This is a genomic window from Kitasatospora sp. NPDC054795, from assembly GCF_053611565.1.
On sequence record NZ_JBSHAP010000056.1, the window covers coordinates 1 to 14,578 of the forward strand.

Annotated in this window: 12 protein-coding genes and 2 pseudogenes; 6 read left to right on the forward strand and 8 right to left on the reverse strand. The window is 72.4% G+C overall.

The genetic code is table 11. From position 1 onward, the window contains the following. Nucleotides 1–356: 356 nt before the first annotated feature. On the forward strand, nucleotides 357–1,106 hold the full coding sequence (locus tag ACWGJO_RS20995; protein ID WP_452185778.1) for a hypothetical protein: 750 nt from the start codon (nucleotides 357–359) through the stop codon (nucleotides 1,104–1,106). 333 nt (nucleotides 1,107–1,439) lie between these two features. On the opposite strand, the gene ACWGJO_RS21000 is transcribed toward ACWGJO_RS20995, so the two are convergent. From ACWGJO_RS21000 to ACWGJO_RS21015, 4 genes are read right to left on the reverse strand one after another with little or no spacing between them, the layout of a single operon-like run. Beyond that, on the reverse strand, nucleotides 1,440–2,300 hold the full coding sequence (locus ACWGJO_RS21000; RefSeq protein WP_452185780.1) for an amidohydrolase family protein: 861 nt from the start codon (nucleotides 2,298–2,300) through the stop codon (nucleotides 1,440–1,442). An 8-nt stretch (nucleotides 2,301–2,308) separates the two neighbouring features. Next, on the reverse strand, nucleotides 2,309–3,193 hold the full coding sequence (locus ACWGJO_RS21005; RefSeq protein ID WP_452185782.1) for a 3-hydroxyacyl-CoA dehydrogenase NAD-binding domain-containing protein: 885 nt from the start codon (nucleotides 3,191–3,193) through the stop codon (nucleotides 2,309–2,311). Further along, nucleotides 3,190–5,160, reverse strand: coding sequence for an acetoacetate--CoA ligase (locus ACWGJO_RS21010; RefSeq protein WP_452185784.1), 1,971 nt, complete (start codon nucleotides 5,158–5,160; stop codon nucleotides 3,190–3,192). The genes ACWGJO_RS21005 and ACWGJO_RS21010 overlap by 4 nt, the downstream gene beginning before the upstream one ends. After that, nucleotides 5,157–5,951, reverse strand: a complete 795-nt coding sequence (locus ACWGJO_RS21015; RefSeq protein WP_452185786.1) for a crotonase/enoyl-CoA hydratase family protein — start codon at nucleotides 5,949–5,951, stop codon at nucleotides 5,157–5,159. The genes ACWGJO_RS21010 and ACWGJO_RS21015 overlap by 4 nt, the downstream gene beginning before the upstream one ends. A gap of 119 nt (nucleotides 5,952–6,070) precedes the next feature. On the opposite strand from ACWGJO_RS21015, the gene ACWGJO_RS21020 reads away from it, so the two are divergent. Beyond that, nucleotides 6,071–6,487 carry a MarR family winged helix-turn-helix transcriptional regulator gene (locus ACWGJO_RS21020; protein WP_452185821.1) on the forward strand — a complete coding sequence of 139 codons (417 nt, stop codon included), beginning with the start codon at nucleotides 6,071–6,073 and terminating at the stop codon, nucleotides 6,485–6,487. A 386-nt stretch (nucleotides 6,488–6,873) separates the two neighbouring features. On the opposite strand, the gene ACWGJO_RS21025 is transcribed toward ACWGJO_RS21020, so the two are convergent. The 3 genes and pseudogenes from ACWGJO_RS21025 to ACWGJO_RS21035 all read right to left on the reverse strand — a co-directional run. Beyond that, nucleotides 6,874–8,511, reverse strand: a complete 1,638-nt coding sequence (locus ACWGJO_RS21025) for an amidohydrolase (RefSeq protein WP_452185788.1) — start codon at nucleotides 8,509–8,511, stop codon at nucleotides 6,874–6,876. A 52-nt stretch (nucleotides 8,512–8,563) separates the two neighbouring features. Next, nucleotides 8,564–9,991 carry an APC family permease gene (locus tag ACWGJO_RS21030; protein ID WP_452185823.1) on the reverse strand — a complete coding sequence of 476 codons (1,428 nt, stop codon included), beginning with the start codon at nucleotides 9,989–9,991 and terminating at the stop codon, nucleotides 8,564–8,566. Nucleotides 9,992–10,220: 229 nt separating this feature from the next. After that, nucleotides 10,221–10,928: pseudogene (locus ACWGJO_RS21035) on the reverse strand (AMP-binding protein); the annotation flags it as partial. 71 nt (nucleotides 10,929–10,999) lie between these two features. Between ACWGJO_RS21035 and ACWGJO_RS21040 the strand changes: the two are divergent. After that, nucleotides 11,000–11,125, forward strand: a complete 126-nt coding sequence (locus tag ACWGJO_RS21040; protein ID WP_452185789.1) for a hypothetical protein — start codon at nucleotides 11,000–11,002, stop codon at nucleotides 11,123–11,125. Nucleotides 11,126–11,272: 147 nt separating this feature from the next. On the opposite strand, the gene ACWGJO_RS21045 is transcribed toward ACWGJO_RS21040, so the two are convergent. Beyond that, complete coding sequence (locus ACWGJO_RS21045; protein WP_452185791.1) at nucleotides 11,273–12,256, reverse strand: LuxR C-terminal-related transcriptional regulator; 984 nt, start codon at nucleotides 12,254–12,256, stop codon at nucleotides 11,273–11,275. Nucleotides 12,257–12,587: 331 nt separating this feature from the next. On the opposite strand from ACWGJO_RS21045, the pseudogene ACWGJO_RS21050 reads away from it, so the two are divergent. From ACWGJO_RS21050 to ACWGJO_RS21060, 3 genes and pseudogenes are all read left to right on the forward strand, one after another. Further along, nucleotides 12,588–13,814: pseudogene (locus ACWGJO_RS21050) on the forward strand (IS256 family transposase); the annotation flags it as partial. A 254-nt stretch (nucleotides 13,815–14,068) separates the two neighbouring features. Further along, entirely contained in the window at nucleotides 14,069–14,221 is a 153-nt protein-coding gene (locus ACWGJO_RS21055; RefSeq protein WP_452185792.1) for a hypothetical protein, read from the forward strand. A gap of 88 nt (nucleotides 14,222–14,309) precedes the next feature. Beyond that, nucleotides 14,310–14,522 (forward strand): MbtH family protein, encoded by a 213-nt coding sequence (locus ACWGJO_RS21060; protein ID WP_359909576.1) that lies wholly within the window; start codon nucleotides 14,310–14,312, stop codon nucleotides 14,520–14,522. The last annotated feature ends 56 nt before the right edge of the window (nucleotides 14,523–14,578 follow it).

A 14,578-nucleotide genomic window follows, 5' to 3' on the forward strand; every position in this document is an offset into this window, starting at 1 on the left:
GATCTCAGCCCTCGCCCTCGCCGCTCTCTGCCTTCTGCTCTCCAGGTTCCTCCGGCGCCGTCGATGACCACTCCGACCGTGACCCGCCCGCGCAGCCGGCTGATCCGCTCCGTGAGCGACGTATGACGGTCCTCGTCGAGCGCGTCACCGCTCCTTCTGCGCCGGCGCCATCCGCGCCGGCGCGCCGACGTCGGCACACCTCTCGCCCGCCCCCGCCTTGCGGATGCTTAAAGTAATTCCCACGTCACGATGAGTATCCACGGCTTGTTTATCGACGGTTGGAAGCGGAGATGCCGGTGTTCAGACATGGGAGAGGGCGGGCCGGAGCAAGCCGCGGCACGGGAGGTACGGGCGGCATGTTCCGATCGTGGCTGAGGGCGCGGGCCCGGAGGGCGGCGGCGGTCACGCTGACCGGGCTGGCCGTCCTGGCGATCGTCCTGGCCACAACCTGGACCGCCCCGGTTCAACCCACCTACGTCGCCCAGGTCAGCGACGCCACAACGCCGGTGATCGACCCCTTCACCGCCCTCGGCCTCACCAGACCCAGTGGCGCCGCCACCGGCCCCGGCCGCACTGCCAGAACCAGCAGTACCGGCAGTACCGGCCTCACGTTTACGGTCATCCCCGTCAGCCTGACCATCGCCAAGAGTCACACGGACCCCTTCATCGAGGGCGAGGACGGCGTCTATACCATCACTGTGGGTAACCTCGCGACGGCGAGCCCGACCAGTGGCACCACGGTCACCGTCCACGACCTCCTCCCCGAAGGTCTTCGGGCCGACAGGATCACCGGCACGGGATGGAACTGCGTTCTGGCCACCCTCACCTGTACCCGCAGCGACATCCTCTCCGCCGGGCACAGCTACCCACCCATCACCCTGACCGTCGATGTCTCCTGCCACGCCCGTGAGCAGGTCACCAACACCGTTACCGTCACCGGAGGCGGCGACATCACCACCCACACCGCCACCGACCCCACCACGATCAAGCGCCACGGGCATGACGACGACGGGCATGATGACGACGGGCACGGCGACGGCGGGCACGGCGGGCACGGCGGCCACGACGGGCATCATGACCACTGCGATGACCATGACCACTGGTAGCACTCAGCCCGCGTGGACGGAGGGGGAGGTGGTGGAGGCCCTCCGTCTCCGCAGCGGGAAACGGGAAGATCTACGAGGCGTAGGTTGTGTCACACCTGGGTCCGTCGCAGGCCGCTGACGGGCGAAGCCCTCAAGCGCCGGGCCCGACGAGATGGAACGGTGTTCTGAGCTTGGTGGTGGCAGCTCCGGTCGGTGCTGCCACCACAGCTCTGTTCCGGGTAAGTGCCGTGGGGCGCCAACGCGGCCCGACGGGCGCGGATTCGGGGCCCGCGCCCGGTTCCGTGTTTCCAGCCGAACGATGTCGGCCTGGTGGAACCGGGCACGTGCGGGTCGTCAGAGGCCGAGGATACGGGCGGCGTTCTCCTTGAGGATCAGGGGACGGACCTCCGGCTTGATGTCGAGGGTGTCGAAGTCCGCCAGCCAGCGATCGGGCGTGACGACGGGGAAGTCCGAGCCGAAGAGCACCTTGTGCCGGAGGAAGGAGCCGGCGGCCTTCACGAGCTGCGGCGGGAAGTACTTCGGCGACCACCCCGACAGGTCGATGTACACGTTGGCCTTGTGCGTGGCGACGGAGATCGCCTCGTCCTGCCAGGGCACGGACGGGTGCGCCAGGACGATTGTCAGGCCGGGGAAGTCGGCGGCGACGTCGTCCAGGAGCATCGGGTCGGACCAGCGCAGCTTGATGCCGCGCCCACCGGGCAGGCCCGCGCCGATTCCGGTCTGCCCGGTGTGGAACAGGGCGGGGACGCCCAGTTCCTGGATCACCTCGTAGAGCGGGTAGTGCTCACGGGCGTTCGGCGCGAACGCCTGGAGGCTCGGGTGGAACTTGAAGCCGCGGACGCCGTGGTCGAGGACGAGCGAGCGGGCCCGGGCGACGGCGTCCGGCCGGTGCGGGTCGACCGAGCCGAACGGGATGAGGACGTCGCGGTGGGCGGCCGCCGCCTCGGCGATCTCCTCGCTGGACAGGGCGGGATGGCCCAGGCCCGTGGTGGCGTCCACCGTGAAGATCACGGCGGCCATGCGGCGCTCGCGGTAGTACGCGGCCAGGCGCTCCACGGTCGGTGTGCGGTCCTGGCCGGACTTGAAGTAGGCGGCCGAGGCGTCCATCAGCTCCGCGTCGAGCGCGAGATGGCCATGGGCGTCCTGCTCCACATGGACGTGGAAGTCGACGGCGATCGAATCGGCGGGGTTCATCGGAGTGCTCACAGGTGGTCGGTCCGGTTCTTGGCGTCGAGGAGGAGGGAGAGGAGGGCGTCGCGTTCCGCGACGAGGTCGGCCTCCGCGGTCCCGGCCAGCTCGTCGATGACGCCTTCGGCTATCGCGCGCGTCAGCTCGGGCGTGAGGCGCGGGGCGCCGAGGTCGGCCCACCACTCCTCCATGGGCGGGCCGAGGTGCTCCAGGACGTGCGCGATGCCGCCCGGGCCGCCCGAGAGGTGCTGGTTGAGGAAGGGCCCGAGCAGCGCCCAGCGCAGGCCGGGGCCGTGGGCGATGGCCGCGTCGATGTCGGCGACGCTCGCTGCGCCGCGCTCGACCAGGGAGTACGCCTCCCGCCAGAGCGCGGCCTGGAGGCGGTTCGCGACATGGCCGGGAAGTTCCTGGCGCAGCCGGATCGGATGGCGGCCCAGGCTGCGGTAGAAGCCCATGGCCTCGTCGACGGCGGCCTCATCGGTCCGCTCGCCCGGTACGACCTCGACCAGCGGGATGAGGTGGGGCGGGTTGAACGGGTGCCCCACGAGGACCCGTTCGGGATGGGCCGTGCAGGCCCGCTGGATCCGCGACGGCAGCAGCCCGGAGGAGCTGCTCGCCAGGATCGTTCCCGGCGGGGCGGCGGCGTCGAGGACGGCGAAGAGCTCGTCCTTCAGGTCGGCACGCTCCGGGCCGTTCTCCTGGACGAAGTCGGCGTCCGCGACGGCCTCGGCGAGGTCGGGGGTGAACGACAGCCGGCGCTGGTCGGCGGCGACGGCCGCCCGGAGCCGCTCCTCCGCGCCGGGCGCGGGATCGCCGGCGACGACCTCGTGCCCGTACAACAGGAAGAGCGTGGTCCAGGATGCCCCGATGACTCCGGTGCCGACCACGGCGACCCTCACGACGCACTCCCGCGCGCGGTACCGGCGGCCCGCCCGGCGGCGTACGCGACGAAGGGGTCGAGGGAACGCGGGTCGGCGAGGACATCGGCACTGGCGACGGACTCGGAACGCGCGCCGAGCAGGATCCGCTTGACCGGCACCTCCAGCTTCTTGCCGGTGCGGTTGCGCGGGACGGCCGGCACCCGCTCGATGACGTCCGGGACGTGCCGCGGCGACAGCGCCGACCGCAGCGCGCGGGCGATCCTCGTACGGAGGGCGTCGTCCAGCTCCGCGGGGCCGGAGACGAAGAGCAGCAGCTCCCCGTTGCCGCCCTCGGGGTCCTCGATGTGGACGACGAGACTGTCCTCGATCTCGGGAAGGTCCTCGACGACGGCGTAGAACTCGGCGGTGCCGAGCCGGACCCCGCCCCGGTTGAGGGTGGCGTCGGAGCGTCCGGCGACGACGCAGTGGCCCTCGGGCGCGAACCGGACCCAGTCGCCGTGCCGCCACACGCCCGGGTACTCCTCGAAGTACGCGGCCCGGTAGCGGGAGCCGTCGGTGTCGCCCCAGAAGCCGACGGGCATCGACGGCATCGGCTCGGTGATCACCAGCTCGCCCAGCTCGCCGACGACCCGTCGGCCCTCGCTGTCGTAGGCGTACGCGGCGACCCCGAGACAGGGGCCGGAGATCTCTCCGGCGCGCACGGTCTGGAGCGGGCTGCCCTGGAGGATTCCGGTACAGACATCGGTGCCGCCGCAGCCGACGTTGAGGAGGACCTGGTCCCCGAACTGCTCGGCCACCCAGCGGAAACCGTCGGCGGCGAGGGGGCTGCCCGCCGCGCCGACCTGCCGCAGCCGCGACAGGTCGAACTCCTCGGCGGGCCGGATCCCGGCCTTGCGGCAGGCCATGAGGTAGCCGGGGCTCACGCCCATCAGCGTCGTCCCCGTCTCCTGCGCGATCCGCCACTGCTCCCGCAGGTCGGGGTGGACCGGGTTGCCGTCGATCACGACGATCGAGGCGCGGACGAGCAGCGCCGAGACCAGGGTGTTCCACAGCATCCAGGCGGTCGTGCTGAACCAGAGCATCCGGTCGCCCGGCTTGAGGTCCCAGCTCAGCGCGTTGTTCTTCAGGTGTTCCAGCAGGATCCCGCCGTGCCGGTGGACGATCGCCTTGGGGATGCCGGTGGTGCCGGAGGAGAAGAGCACGAACAGTGGATGGTCGAACGGCACGGGCTCGAAGGACAGTTCGGATGGTGCGGCCAGCAGCTCCGTCCAGCCCAGCGCGTCGGGGAGGGCGTTCGGTCCGTACGGGACGTGGACGACCCGTTCGACGGTGGGCAGCCGGGACGCGATCTCCGCCACCTCGGTACGGCGGTCGACGTCCCGCTCCCCGTAGCGGTAGCCGGCGACGGTCAGCAGCACCTTCGGTTCGAGCTGGGCGAACCGGTCGACCACGCTGCGCGGGCCGAACTCCGGGGCGCAGGCCGCCCAGACCGCGCCGATGCTCGCGGTGGCGAGGAAGGCCACCAGCGTCTCCGGGATGTTCGGCAGGTAGGCGACGACCCGGTCGCCCTTGCGGACCCCGAGGCGCAGCAGCCCGGCGCGGGCCCGGGCGACCTGGTCACGGAGTTCGCCGAAGGTCAGTTCGATCGGCGCCCGGGTCTGGGAGCGGGCGACGACCGCGACGGCGTCGAGGTCCTCCTCGCGGCCGAGCGCGTGCTCGGCGTAGTTGAGGGCCGCGCCGGGGAACCACTCGGTCTCCGGCATCGACCTGCGGCCCAGGGTGGCTGTGGGCGGGGTGTGGGGGCGGACGTCGAAGAACTCCCAGACCGACGACCAGAAGCCGTCCAGGTCGGTGACGGACCATTGCCACAGGCTGTCGTAGTCCGGGAAGCTCAGCTGCCGCTGAGACTCCAGCCAGCGGAGGTAGCGGCCGATCTCCGATTCGTCCCTGACCGAGGGGCCGGGGGTGCTGAGGATCTCGCTCATCGGACGTCCTTTCCGTGGGGGCCGTGTGCGGCGGCGACCTTCGCGGCGCGGCCGTCGAGGAACGCCCGCATCCGCTCCTGGGCGTCGTGGCTGCCGGCCGCGACGGCCGACATGAGGGATTCGAGCAGCAGGCCGCCGGCGGGCGAGGCTTCGGCGATCCGGGGGAGCGCCTGGAGGACGGCGAAGTTGGTCAGCGGTGCGTTGGCCGCGATCCGCTCCGCGAGCTCCAGGGCCCGGGCGCGCGCCCCGCCCTCCGCGGTCAGGTACTGCGAGAGGCCGGCGGCCTGGCCCTCGGCGGCGTCGAGGACGCGGCCGGTGAGCATCATGTCCGCCATCCGGTGGGCGCCGATCAGCCGGGGGATCCGGACCGAGCCGCCACCGCCGACGAAGAGTCCGCGCTGTCCCTCGGGCAGCGCGTAGAACGTGGACGGCTCGGCCACGCGGATGTGCGCGGCGGCGGCCAGCTCCAGGCCGCCGCCGATCACCGCGCCCTTGAGCGCGGCGACCACGGGGAGGCGCCCGCCCTCGATGGTGTCGAAGACGCGGTGCCACATGAGTGAGTGCTCCAGCGCCTCCTCGGTGGACCGCTCGGTCAGCTCACCGAGGTCGAGCCCGGCCGAGAAGTGATCACCCTCGGCGTCGAGGACGACGGCCCGGACGTCCGCGCCCGGCTTCCGGAAGAACTGCTCGACGCTCAGCACGGTGGCGTCGTCGAGGGCGTTGCGCTTGGCCGGGCGGCGGAGCGTCAGGACCGCCACCCCGTCGCGGCGGTCGATGGAAAGCGTGGTCAAGAAAGGCTCCTCAATTATCAGGAATCCTGAGTATCGGAGAGCGTTTCGCCGGCAGGCAAGGGGGTTGGGCTAGAATTTTTGACAGGTTTCCTGATGATGAGGGAGGGCTTGTGACGGACATGGCTCCGCCGTCGTTGCTGTACTCGGTGAAGCAGGTCGAGCTGGTCACCCGGGCCCGGCTCGACGAACTGCTCAAGCCCGCGGGCGTCACCGCCCTGCAGTACACCGCCCTGACCGTGCTCGAACGCCGGGACGGCATGTCCTCGGCCGAGCTCGCCCGCAACTCCTTCGTCAGACCGCAGTCCATGTCCGACCTGGTCGGCGCGCTGGAGCGGCGGGGCCTCATCGCCCGGTCCCCGGACCCGGCGAGCCGGCGCCGCCACGTCATCAGCCTGACGGAGGAAGGCCGCACCCTGCTGGCCCGCTATGACCCGGCCGTCCGGGAACTGGAGGACGAGATGCTCACGGGCTTCACGGCCCGCGAGCGCACCGCCTTCCGCGCCTACCTCAACCGCGCCCGCGCCGCACTCGGCTAGGCCCTGTCCGGCCTGGCCGGGCCGGCCTCGCGGGCGTCGACGACATGGCGGCTCGCCCGCAGGGCGGTACTGCTCTCCGCGGGGGCAGTCCGCAGCGCGGGACGCTCGACAGCGCCTACCGGGAGTCCGGCACCGCTGCGCGCCGAGCACGGCCGTCGCCGGGGCCCGGGGGGTGCGGCGCCCGCTCGGCCGCGGGGGGTCACCGTCAAGAACCCCCCGGGACCAGCATTCCCCCCACGTAGGTTCGGAGCACCCGGGGGGGGGCGATAAACGCGGCGGGGGCGGCCCTACCCCGCCCCCGGGGCGCCCGCCCCCGCGCCGCCCCGACCCGGGCCGTCGCGGGGCGCGGGGGGGCCCGCCCACGGCTCGGCCGCGGAGGGACACGGTCACTCCGCCGCGTGGACCAGCTTGCCGCCGACGTAGGTGCGCAGCACCCGGGCGTGCGCGATCTCCTCGGCCGGGGCGGTGAGGATGTCGCGGTCGAGTACGACGAGGTCGGCCAGGTTCCCGGCCGCCAGTACGCCGGCGTCGTCGTGCCCGTTGAGGTACGCGCTGCCGGCCGTGTACGCGGCGATGGCGGAGCCCAGGTCGAGCCGCTGTTCGGGCAGGAAGACCCGCCCGTCGGTGGCCTCCGGTTCCATCCGGTTGACCGCCACGTGCAGGCCGGCCAGCGGGTCCGGGCTGCTCACGGGCCAGTCGCTGCCCGCCGCCAGGGTGGCGCCGGCGCGCTGGAGGGCGCCGAACGGGTACTGCCAGGCGGCGCGTTCGGGGCCGAGGAAGGGGATGGTGAGCTCGTCCATCTGCGGTTCGTGGGCGGCCCAGAGCGGCTGGATGTTGGCGACGGCGCCGAGTCGGGCGAAGCGCGGGAGGTCGTCCGGGTGGACCACCTGGAGGTGGGCGAGGTGGTGGCGGGTGTCGCGCCGGCCGTTGGCGGTGCGGGCGGCCTCGACGGCGTCCAGGGCCTCGCGCACGGCGCGGTCGCCGAGGGCGTGGAAGTGCACCTGGAAGTCGAGCGCGTCGAGTTCGGTGACGTGGCCGCGCAGCGCCGCCGGGTCGACGAAGCTGAGGCCGGAGTTGGCGGTGGCGCAGCCGCAGCCGTCCAGGTAGGGGCTGGTCATGGCGGCGGTGAAGTTCTCCGCGATGCCGTCCTGCATGATCTTCACCGAGCCGGCCCGGAACCGTCCGTGGCTCAACTCCGCGCGGCGCCGGACGAGTTCGGGGATCTGTTCGGCACCCCGGTTGCGTTCCCACCAGAGCGCGCCGGTGACGCGTGCGGTGAGGGCGCCGGAGCGGGCGGCGGCCAGGTAGGCGTCGGAGGGATCGGGCATTCCGTTGAACTCGCCGAGCAGGGCGTCCTGCCAGCCGGTGATGCCGAGGGAGTGGAGCAGGCGCTGGGCGCGCAGCAGCCCGTCGAGCCGGTCGGCGGCGGTCGAGGGCGGCACCAGCCGGGCGACCAGGGCGGTGGCGCCTTCCTGGAGGGTGCCGCTGGGGGTGCCGTCGGCCTCGCGCTCGATCCGTCCGTCGGCCGGGTCGGGGGTCTCGGCGGTGAGCCCGGCGAGCTCCAGCGCCCTGGTGTTGGCCCAGGCGCCGTGGTGGTCCCGGTTGGTGAGGTAGACGGGGCGGTCGGGGACGACGGAGTCGAGCAGGTGCCGGGTGGGCAGTCCGCCCTCGAAGCTCTCCATCGACCAGCCGCTGCCGGTGATCCACTCCTGCCCCGGATTGGCCTCGGCGTACGCCCGGACGCGCGCCAGGTAGTCGGCGACGCCGATCGTCCCGGTGAGGTCGCAGGCGGCCAGCTCCGCGCCGCCGCCCACCGCGTGGATGTGCGCGTCCTGGAAGCCGGGCAGCAGCAGCTTGCCGGTGAGGTCGACGACCTCCGTCCTCGGGCCGATCAGCTCCCGGACCTCGTCGTGCCCGACGGCGGCGATGCGCTCGCCGACGACCGCCAGGGCGCTCGCCCGGGTGCGGGCCGCGTCACCGGTGTGGACGGGGCCGCGGGTGAAGACCAGATCGGCGTCGGTCATGGGTGGTGCTCCGTTCTTGCGTACTCGTGGTTCGTCGTGCCGTGCTGCGGGGTCACTCGGCCACGGCGCCCTCCCGCAGGAAATACGGCGAGCGCCGCCGCCAGCGGGCCCAGGCCGCCGCCGGCAGCCCGCTCACGATCATCATGATCACCACTGACAGCTCGAACCACCCGTTGTCGGCGGCGAGTTCGAAGTGGTCAGTGGAGTCGTAGAAGCTCCAGGCCAGGTAGCCGCCGACGGCGAGCAGCGCCGCCGCGCCCAGCAGCGGCCCGACGACCGCGCGCAGCCCCTCCAGCACGCTGGTGCGCAGCAGGCCGCGGAAGCGGACGGCGGCGGCGACGGCGGTGAGCGCGTAGTAGAGCGCGACGACGATGCCGATCGCGTTGACGGCGGCGGAGATGAGGTCGTTGACGGTCGGGATGGCGATCGAGGCCAGCGCCAGGGCGACCGCGACGCCGGTGATCAGCAGGGTGCCGACGGCGGGCGTGGCGTGCCGGGGGTGCAGCCGGGTCCAGACCGGGCCGAGCACCTGGTCGCGCCCCATCGCGTACATCCCGCGGGCGGTCGGGATCACCGAGGACTGCAGCGAGGCCACGGCGGAGAACATCAGCGCGATCAACGGCAGTGCGGCCAGCGGCTGTTCGGCGAGCTTGGTGCCGAAGTAGGTCAGCCCGTGGGCGCCGTTGTCGGCCAGCTCGTCGATCGGCAGCACCCGCTGGAAGGCCGTTCCGGCCAGCAGGAACAGCGCCAGCATCACCAGCAGGGCCAGCAGGCCGCCCCGGGAGGCGTCCCGCGGGTCGCGGACCTCCTCGCCGACGCTGAACACCGACTCGAAACCCCAGTAGCAGAACACCGCCAGCACCATGCCCTGGGCGACCGCGTCGAAGGAGGGGATGTCGAAGGGGTTGAACCACTGGAGCGAGAACGGCTGGTCGCCGGCGAACAGCCCGTAGCCGCAGAAGCCCAGCAGCACGACGTACTCGAAAATCAGCAGGGTCTTCTGCAGCCGTGCGGCCAGGTCCAGCCCGCGCACCGCGACCAGTGCGGCGCCCACCAGCACGACCAGACCGATCAGGGTGCACTGGACGGTCGAGTCGGCGTCGAGCCGCAGCCCGGCGACACTGCGGACGTGGGCCTGGTCCAGCAGCTGGACGATCGAGGAGCCGGTGACGGTCGTGGTGTACGCCATGAAGACCACGGTCCCCACGGTGTTCACCCACCCGGTCAGGAAGCCCAGCCAGGGGCTGAGGATGCGCCCGACCCACCGGTAGCTGCTGCCCGCGTCCGGCTCGACGGCGTTCAGCCGCCCGTACCCGCCGGCGATGGCGAGCACCGGCAGGAAGGCCAGCAGCATGATCGCCGGAAGGTGCAGGCCGACCACCCCGGCCATCAGGCCCAGGCCGATCCCGATGCTGCTGGTGGCGGCCGTGCTGGAGGCGGCGATCACCGCTCCGTCCACCAGGCCGAGCGACTTGCGCATCGTGACGTGGGAGCCGCGTACGTCCGCTCTCGGGCCGCCGCCCGTGTCCTTCACCGTCGATGCCAACGGATCACCGCCTTGGTCGTGGGGTGCGCGTGTGGGGGAATCCCGGCACCGGTCGCAGGGGGGTGACGCGGGCGGGAAGTGCGAGCCATGAAACCGGCGGCCCCGTCACACGTCAATGGCGTTGTCATAAGCCGCGGCGCCACCACCACCGCCCTCGCCCGCCCCGGCCCGGGAGGTAGGCGGCGAGGCGCCTGCCTCCCGGAACGTCCTCGCGAACGATCACGGCCACCCGCGCGACACCGGGTCGGCCCAGCGGCGCGGCCTCGATCTCGCCCAACTCGATGCGGTAAACGCGCACCTTCACCTGGTCGTCGGTCCGGTCCAGGTGGTCGAGCGTGCCGTCCTCGCGCCAACGGGCGAGGTCACCGGTGCGGTACGTCCTCGCCCCCGCCCCGCTCCCCCCCGCCCCGCCGAACGGGCAGGCCACGAAGCGCTCCGCCGTCAGTCCCGGACGGTTCGGATAGGTGTCACGCAGCTCCGGCGGCAAGGCCTCACCACCCGCGAACACCGCCCGCAGAGACGTGCAGGTCCGCGTGGCCGGCTCCAGCAGGAACACCTGCATCATCGACGGAATGAAGTGCGCGACCGTCACGCCCTCCGCACGGATCACCTCCGCCGGATACGCCGGATCGCGATGCCCGTCCGGGCGGGCGACCACCAGGGTCGCACCCGTCGTCAACGGCCAGATGAACTCCCACACCGACACGTCGAACCCGACCGGAGTCTTCTGCAGCACCCGGTCCGACGGCGTCAGGCCGTAGTCCTGCCGCCCCCAGGAGAGGCGGTTGACGATCCCCTGGCGGGAGACCACCACGCCCTTGGGGCGACCGGTGGAACCGGAGGTGTGGATGACGTGCGCCGGGCTCTCGGGGTTCGAAACCGGCTGCGCACTCGGAGCGTTGACGGTCTCCGGCGCGTCCAGGTCGATCCGCCGGACGCCCCATGCCCGGCGTCCTCCTCGGCATCATCCTCATCCTCTTCGTCGGCACCGCCATCGAGCGCCTCGTCTTCACCCCCGTCGAACGCCGCGCCCTGCGCGGCCGCGGCCTCCTCACCACCACCAGGTGAGGCGGCACCGAGGTCCTCGACCGGGCGGACGGGCCACCGTCCTCCGGCCGCCCGACCAAGGGCCTCCCCCGGCAACTGCCGAGCGGGCCCGGCGGAGATTCCGCCGGGCCCGCTCTTTCGCGTCCTCGTCAGTTTGCCCCGGCTCGCTCAGAGTTCGTCGAGCGGCTCGTCGAGGACGCCCTGGCGGGCGATGATGTAGCCGAGGTGGCCGCGGCTGCGGCTGCCGAGGAGTTCGCTGGCCTTCTGGATGTGGCTGGAGACCGTCCGGGTGCTCATGCCGAGGCGGGAGGCGATGGCCTCGTCGGTGTAGCCGTTGACCATCAGGCGCAGGACGTTCTGCCGGGTGCGGGCGGTCAGCAGCCGGGGGCGGTGGTGGCCCTGCTGGTAGGTGACCGGTTCGGCGCGCTCCCACATCAGCTCGAAGATCTTGAGCAGGTACTCGACCAGCGGCGGGAGCTGGATGAGCATCGCCGCGGCGGCGCGGTCGGCGCCGGCCGGGATGAAGGCGGTGGAGCGGTCGCAGATGATCACCCGGTCGAAGACCTCGTTCAGGGTGCGCACTTGGGCGCCCTGGGCGGTGACCTGCTCGATGTAGGCCAGCGTCGGGCCGTGCGAGCGCACGGTGTGCTGGTAGAGGGTGCGCTGGCGTACGCCGCGGCCGGCCAGGGCGAGGTCGCGCGGGAGCGCGTCGGCCAGTTGCTCGGTGGCGCGGCCGCCGCCCGGCTGGGCGGTGAGCAGTTCCTCGGAGCAGCTGGCGACGGCCTTCTCCAGCGCGGGGCTGATCTCGTCGCCCGCCAGCAGCCGGATCGGCAACTTGGCCCGCCGCATGACGTCCTTGTAGGCGTGCTCGGCGGCGTGGAAGGAGGTGTGCAACTCGGCGAGCCGTTCCTGGTGGGCCAGTACGGCGAGTTCGAGCGGCCGGGTCAACCCGGTGACGGCGATGTCGGGCGGGACGGGGGCCAGCCGCTGGCCGGAGCCGGGCAGCGGGCGCAGCAGACCCATCGCGAGCAGGCACTCGGGGGCCTCGCCGGTGGCCTCACCCTCGACCAGCGCCGTGCGGTAGAACTCGATGCCCCGGTCGCAGAGCTGGGGTGTTCCCCTTTCCATGCTCTTGTCCTGGGTTGGGCACATCTGGGCATCCTTCCGGCTTCGGCATTGCGGTTTCACGAATGCCCGAACCGGCTTCCACCAGGCATCAGAACCGGCAAGATGAGAAGTGACTGCCGTTCGGAAGCCGCCCCCCGGGCTCCGACAGCCGTGAGTGTACGCCCAAAGGGCGCGGAAATCATCGGCTGACGGTAGTCGGGCGTGCACGCAAGTGGGGAGCCGTCGGGCACGAGCACGACCGCACCCGGCAGCGGTGACCGGGGGATTGCCGGCCCATCGCACCTGACGTCCCGTCGGGGCGTCCGGAGCGGGCGGTCGGTGAATGGAACGGCCTACAGACGGAAGGCACCCCCAGTTGCGAGCTGATTCCGATCCGGCGACACCGCCCGCCGCCCTCGCCGGCCTGGTGGACCAGCGCCTGGTGCGACAGTTGGCGGAGGCCGCCGCCGCACAGGTCGGCTCCGGCGCCGTCCGGCTGCTGGGCGACGGCGGGATTCTCCAGGCCTTCGCCAAGCAGTTGATCGAGGGCGCCCTGGAGCTCGAACTCCAGGAGCATCTGCGCGGGTCCGGCACCGGCGCGGGCACCAACGGCCGCAACGGCGCCCGGGCCAGACGGCTGCTCACCGAGATCGGTCCGGTCGAGGTGCGGGTGCCCCGGGACCGCGAGGGCAGTTTCGCCCCCAAGTCCGTCCTTCCCCGGGCCCGGCGGCTGCCCGGGCTCGACCGGCTGGTGATCTCGCTGACCGCGCGCGGCCTCAGTTCGGGCGAACTGGTGGCGCACCTGGCCGAGGTGTACGGCGTGGAGCTCAGCCGGGAGACCGTCTCGGCCATCACCGACCAGGTGCTCGACGAGCTCGCCGAGCGGCGCGGGCGGCGGCTCGACCCGGTCTACCCGGTGGTCTTCGTGGACTCGGTGCGCAGCGGCCGCTCGGGCGGTCCGCTGGTGCACCTGGCGCTCGGGATCTCGGTCGAGGGCCGGCGCGAGGTGCTGGGCCTGTGGCCGGCCGCGGACGGGGAGCAGTGGCCCCAGGTGCTGGCCGGGCTGGCCGGGCGCGGGGTGCGGGAGGTCTGGGTGCTGGTCGGCGGCACCGGCGCGGTGCTGGCCGAGGCGGCGGCCGAGCAGTGGCCCCGCACCGTGGTGCACGGTTCGGTGGCCCACCTGCTGCACGGGGCGCTGCGGCACGCGCCCGGCGAGGACTGGAGTGCGCTCTCCCGGGCGCTGCGCGAGACCTGTACGGCGCCGGCCGAGGCGGCCGCGCTGGAGCGGCTGTCGCTGGCCGAGCGGGAGTGGGGGCCGAGCCACCGCGAGGTGTTCCGGGCGTGGCGGGCGGCCTGGCCGCTGCTGGCGCCCGGCTTCCGTTTCGGGCCGGAGGCACGGCGGCTGCTGACGGGCGGGGGCGCGCTGGAGCGGTTGCACGCGCGGCTGCGCCGGATCGAGCAGTCCGCGGGTCGGGTGCAGGACGAACGGGCCGCGCTCAAGCGCGCGTACCTGGCGACGCTCGCCCTGGAGTCGCCGGCCGGGACGGGACGGCCGTGGGTCGAGGACTGGCCGGCCGTCCGGGAGGAACTGCGCCGGGGCTCACTGCGACGCGCCGGGGTGCCCGCCTCCGCGCTGCGATGTCCCCCGCGCCATCGGAGTTCCCACCACTGATCTGACAGTGCCGGGTGTGATTTGGATCATGTCTGTCTGTTTTTGACACGATCTGCCCGGGCTTCCGGTTCCCGCATTGCGTGTTCACGATCACAGTCAGAGCTTCCACGCACGTTTGGGCCTTCGGCAGGATGCGTTTCAGAGCGAAGAGGGCAGACCGCCCTCCTCAGGAAGAGGAATTCGCGATGCCAAGCCTTGCCGTCCGCGTCCACAAGATGCTCGGGACACTCGCCGTTCTGCTGGCCGCCGTGGTGGGCCTCCAACTCCACGCCCTGCCGCACCTGCCCACCGTCGCCGCCGTCGCCGGCCCCAGTGAGGACTCCGGCTGGGGTGCGTGAGCCGCGGCTCCGTTCGACCACCCCGCTCCTCACCCTCCCGCACAGTTCCGAACAGCTCCAGACAGCTCCGAACAGAGAGGAACCGACGATGGCGAACCCGTTCGAGGATGCCGAGGCCAGCTACCTCGTCCTGGTGAACGACGAGGGCCAGCACTCGCTGTGGCCGGCCTTCAGCCCGGTGCCCGCCGGCTGGCAGCAGGCGTTCGGTGCCGCCGGACGGCAGGACTGCCTCGACTACGTCGAGCAGAACTGGCAGGATCTGCGGCCGAAGAGCCTGATCGCGCACCTGTCCGAGAACTGATCGCGGCCTCCGCGCACCGACCGTCGGACGCCTGAACGACCACACGGCCTCCGCAC